The following is a 4273-nucleotide window of genomic DNA, read 5'->3' on the forward strand; positions in this document are numbered from 1 at the left end:
ATCGCATCCCGTTCGAGCATGAGTTGAGCGTGCAATACAATTGCTCGCGCATGACGGTGAACAAGGCGCTGTCGCAGCTTGCCAAGGCCGGACTGATCGAGCGCCGCCGCCGCTCAGGCAGCTTTGTGCGCCGGCCGCAGTCGCAGGCCGCGGTGCTGGAAATCCACGATATCCGCATCGAGGTCGAAGCGCTCGGCCTGCCCTATCGCTACGAGCGCGTCGCCCGACACAAAAGGCGCAGCAGCGCCGGGGATCGCGCGCTGCTGGAGCTGGGCGTGGCCGGACCGGTGCTGGCGCTGGAGTGCGGTCATTTCGCCGGCGAGCGGCCGTTCGCGCATGAACAGCGGCTGATCAATCTCACCGCCGTGCCCGAGGCAGCGGACGAGGAATTCGTGGCCACCGCACCAGGACCATGGCTGATTGGCCGCGTGCCGTGGAGCGAAGCCGAGCACCGGATTCGCGCTGTCGCCGCCGACAGGCATATCGCGGCTGCACTCGATATAGAAACGGGTGCGCCCTGCCTGGTGGTCGAGCGACGGACGTGGAGCGCCGAGCACCCGGTCACCCATGTGCGCTTCACCTACGCGGCCGAGAGCCACACGCTGGTGGCGAGGTTCAGGCCGCAGGGGTGAGGCTGATCTCCCCCCACGTGGGGGGAGATTGGCAGCTTCAACGCCTCAAATCGCAGCGGTAATAATAATCTCGACCAGATATTCCGGGGCGGCGAGCTTTGCTTCGCCGGTGGCGCGGGCCGGCGTGTTGCCCTGCGGCACCCACTTGTCCCATTCCGCGTTCATCTCGGCAAAGGTGCTCATGTCGGCCAGCCAGATGATCGCCTGCAGGATCTTGGTCTTGTCGGAGCCAGCCTTGGCCAGCAATTCGTCGACAGCCGCCAGGATGTCCCTGGTCTGCGAAGCGACATTGCCGGTTGGCTGGCCGACCTGACCAGCCAGATAGACGGTATTGCCATGGATGACGATCTGGCTCATGCGCGGGCCGACATCGATGCGACGAATGCTCATTGGATGGTTCCTTCCTGTGGCGGTTGCGCTTCTTTAGAGTCGCGACCGGCTTGGGGCAAGGTCGCCAGGTCGAATCCCCTTGGGCCAACGGCATATGATACGCACACACGGCAAGTTGACCCTGCGGCCGCAATTCCGCCGGATTGGCTTGTTGACTAATGTAATAACATCACATATCCAATCGGCCGCTGGCAGCAGCCGGATTTCGCCGCCTACGGATCGCAGAATGACAAATACCTGCCTGACATTCCGCGACCTGACGCTTGGCTACGGCAGCCATCCGGCGATCCATCATCTCGACGGCACCATCCGGAAGGGCTCGTTGACCGCTGTGGTCGGCGCCAACGGCTCCGGCAAATCGACGCTGATGAAAGGCATTGTCGGCGTCCTGAAGCCCATGGCCGGCGAGGTTATCCGCGCGCCCGGTGTACGTGCCGCCTATCTGCCGCAGCAATCGGAGCTCGACCGCTCCTTTCCGGCACGGGTGGTGGATCTGGTTTCGCTCGGCCTGTGGCCACGGCGCGGCCTGCTTGGCCGCTACACCAGGGAAGATCGCGATGACGTCAGCAAGGCGCTGATGGCGGTCGGCCTCGGCGGCTTCGAGAAGCGGCCGATCGACACGCTGTCGGGCGGCCAGTTGCAGCGCACGCTGTTTGCGCGGGTCCTGCTGCAGGACGCCGACCTCATCCTGCTCGACGAACCCTTCAACGCCGTCGACGCCAAGACGGTCGGCGACCTCATTGCGCTGATCAAGCACTGGCATGGCGAGGAACGCACCATCATGGTCGTCGTCCACGATCTGGATCTGGTGCGGCAGAATTTCCCCGAAACGCTGCTTCTGGCCCGCCAGCCGATCGCCTGGGGCGAAACCCGGGAAACGCTGAAGCCTGAAAATCTGTTGCGCGCCCGCCGTTTTCACGAGGCCTGGGAAGAAAATGCACCCTGGTGCGAGCCGGGCGAGGACGCTCATGGTCACGATCACCATGGCCACGATCACGATCACCAACATGGCGTCGGACCGAGGGCTGCTTGATGGACATGCTTTACGGCCTTGTCATCGCGCCCTTCGCCGATTTCGCCTTCATGCAGCGGGCGTTGATCGGTTCGCTGATGCTGTCACTCGGCGCCTGCCCGATCGGCGTCTTCCTGATGCTGCGGCGCATGAGCCTGTCGGGCGACGCCATGGCGCACGCAATCCTGCCCGGTGCAGCCGCCGGCTTCCTGTTCTATGGGCTGGAAATCCTGCCGATGACCATCGGCGGCCTGATCGCCGGCGTCATCGTCGCGCTCGGCGCCGGCGCCGTCTCGCGTTTCACCATCCAGCGCGAAGACGCCTCGATGGCGGCTTTCTACCTGATTTCGCTCGCCATCGGCGTGCTGATGGTGTCGATCCGCGGTTCCAGCGTCGATCTCATGCATGTGCTGTTCGGCACCGTGCTGGCGCTCAATGACGAGGCCCTGACGCTGATCGGCGGCATCGTCACGGTGACGCTGGTCAGCCTCGCCATCTTCTGGCGGGCGCTGGTCGCCGAATGCCTCGACCCGCTGTTCCTGCGCTCGGTCAGCCGGCTCGGCAGCCCGGTGCATTTCATCTTCCTCGGCCTTGTCGTACTCAACCTCGTCGGCGGCTTCCAGGCGCTCGGCACGCTTCTGTCGGTTGGGCTGATGATGCTGCCGGCCGCGGCCGCCCGCTTCTGGACGGTTCGCGTCGAGCCGATGTGCGTGCTGGCCGTACTGATCGGCTTCGCATCCTGCGTCGCCGGGCTGCTTTTGTCCTATCACGCCTCGCTGCCATCCGGCCCGGCCATCATCCTGTCGGCCGGCGTCGTCTATTTCGCCTCGATCCTATTCGGCACGCGCGGCATCCTGCGCGCGCGCATCATCCATCACCGTCACAGAACGGCCTGATCCCCGCCCCTAGAAGGAGACCCCTCTATGCTGAAATCCATCCATGCTGCCCTGGCGATGAGCGTTATAACATTAACCGCCTTTGGCGCATCGTCGGCCTTCGCGGCACCGCTGAAAGTGGTCGCCAGCTTCACCGTCATTGCCGATTTCGCCAAAAATGTCGGCGGCGACCGCATCGATGTCACCACCATCGTCGGGCCGGATGGCGATGCCCATGTCTACGAGCCGAGCCCGGCCGATGCGGTGGCCATGGCCAAGGCCGACATCGTGCTGGTCAACGGCCTGCATTTCGAAGGTTTTCTGCAGCGGCTGGTCGATGCCAGTGCCACCAAGGCCTCGATCATCACCTTGACCAAGGGCGTGACGCCGATCGATTTCAAGCCTGAATTCGCCGATGCCGACGCGGCCGAAGGTGCCGGCACCGGCGGCGGCAAGACGGTCACCGATCCCCACGCATTCCAGTCGATTGCCAACGCCAGGATCTATGTGAAGAACATCGCCGAGGCTTTCTGCGCGGCCGATTCGGAAGGCTGCGTCAGCTACCAGACCAATGCCGCCGCCTACACCAAGAAGCTTGATGCGGTCGAAGGTGAAGTGAAAGCGGCAATTGCCTCGATCCCGGAGAGCAAGCGCGTCGTCATCACCTCGCACGACGCCTTCGGCTATTTCGAACATGCATACGGCCTGACCTTCCTCGCCCCGCAAGGGGTGTCGACCGACTCCGAACCATCCGCCGCAGACGTTGCCAAGCTGGTCAATCAGGTGAAGCAGGACAAGGCGGCTGCGATCTTCGTCGAGAACATCACCAACCCGCGCCTGATCGAGCAGATCGCCAGCGAAACCGGCATCAAGGTCGGCGGCACGCTCTATTCGGACGCGCTGTCGCAGCCCGACGGCCCGGCCGCGACCTATATCGATATGATGCACAACAACATCCGTCAGATCAAAGGCGCTATTCTCGGCAGCTGAGTTTGAAGGATCGTCCAGCCGGGCCGCATCGGCCCGGTTGGATTTTCTGGCACGCAATGTCTATTTGGCAGAGAAATCCTTCGGCACGGATTGCCGCCCATGTCGGGGAGTGGCAAGACTGCCACCTGACCAGTTTGCGAGGATGCTGCCATGGAATACCGCGAAATCAGCGAGGACTATTCGGTTTCGGGCCAGATCCAGCCCGAAGACGTCGCCGCCATCAAGAAAGCCGGCTTCAAGAGCATCATCTGCAACCGGCCCGATGACGAACAGCCGGGCCAGCCTTCTGCCGACACCGTCGGGGCAGCGGTCGAAGCTGCAGGCCTCGCCTTCCGCTACATTCCGGTGATCAGCGGCCAGATCACGGCCGAGAA

The 4273-nt window shown here is 63.5% G+C and carries 6 protein-coding genes; 5 read left to right on the plus strand and 1 reads right to left on the minus strand.

Going from position 1 to position 4273, the window contains the following annotated elements:
* Nucleotides 1–632 (plus strand): histidine utilization repressor (gene hutC, locus EN991_RS25360; RefSeq protein WP_127369790.1); only part of this gene is annotated, 632 nt, incomplete at its 5' end.
* Nucleotides 633–677: 45 nt separating this feature from the next.
* Here hutC and EN991_RS25365 read toward each other — a convergent pair.
* Nucleotides 678–1022 carry a RidA family protein gene (locus tag EN991_RS25365; protein WP_013532306.1) on the minus strand — a complete coding sequence of 115 codons (345 nt, stop codon included), beginning with the start codon at nt 1020–1022 and terminating at the stop codon, nt 678–680.
* Nucleotides 1023–1248: 226 nt separating this feature from the next.
* On the opposite strand from EN991_RS25365, the gene aztA reads away from it, so the two are divergent.
* From aztA to EN991_RS25385, 4 genes are all read left to right on the plus strand, one after another.
* Entirely contained in the window at nt 1249–2055 is an 807-nt protein-coding gene (gene aztA / locus EN991_RS25370) for a zinc ABC transporter ATP-binding protein AztA (RefSeq protein ID WP_127369791.1), read from the plus strand.
* Nucleotides 2055–2930: a zinc ABC transporter permease AztB gene (gene aztB / locus EN991_RS25375; protein ID WP_127369792.1), complete on the plus strand. Its 876-nt coding sequence runs from the start codon at nt 2055–2057 to the stop codon at nt 2928–2930. The genes aztA and aztB overlap by 1 nt, the downstream gene beginning before the upstream one ends.
* A gap of 27 nt (nt 2931–2957) precedes the next feature.
* Nucleotides 2958–3899, plus strand: coding sequence for a zinc ABC transporter substrate-binding protein AztC (gene aztC, locus EN991_RS25380; RefSeq protein WP_013532309.1), 942 nt, complete (start codon nt 2958–2960; stop codon nt 3897–3899).
* Nucleotides 3900–4049: 150 nt separating this feature from the next.
* The coding region (locus EN991_RS25385; protein ID WP_127369793.1) for a sulfur transferase domain-containing protein at nt 4050–4273 on the plus strand (224 nt) is incomplete at its 3' end.

This window comes from Mesorhizobium sp. M7A.F.Ca.US.005.03.2.1, assembly GCF_003997795.1.
In the GTDB taxonomy this organism is placed as follows: domain Bacteria; phylum Pseudomonadota; class Alphaproteobacteria; order Rhizobiales; family Rhizobiaceae; genus Mesorhizobium; species Mesorhizobium ciceri.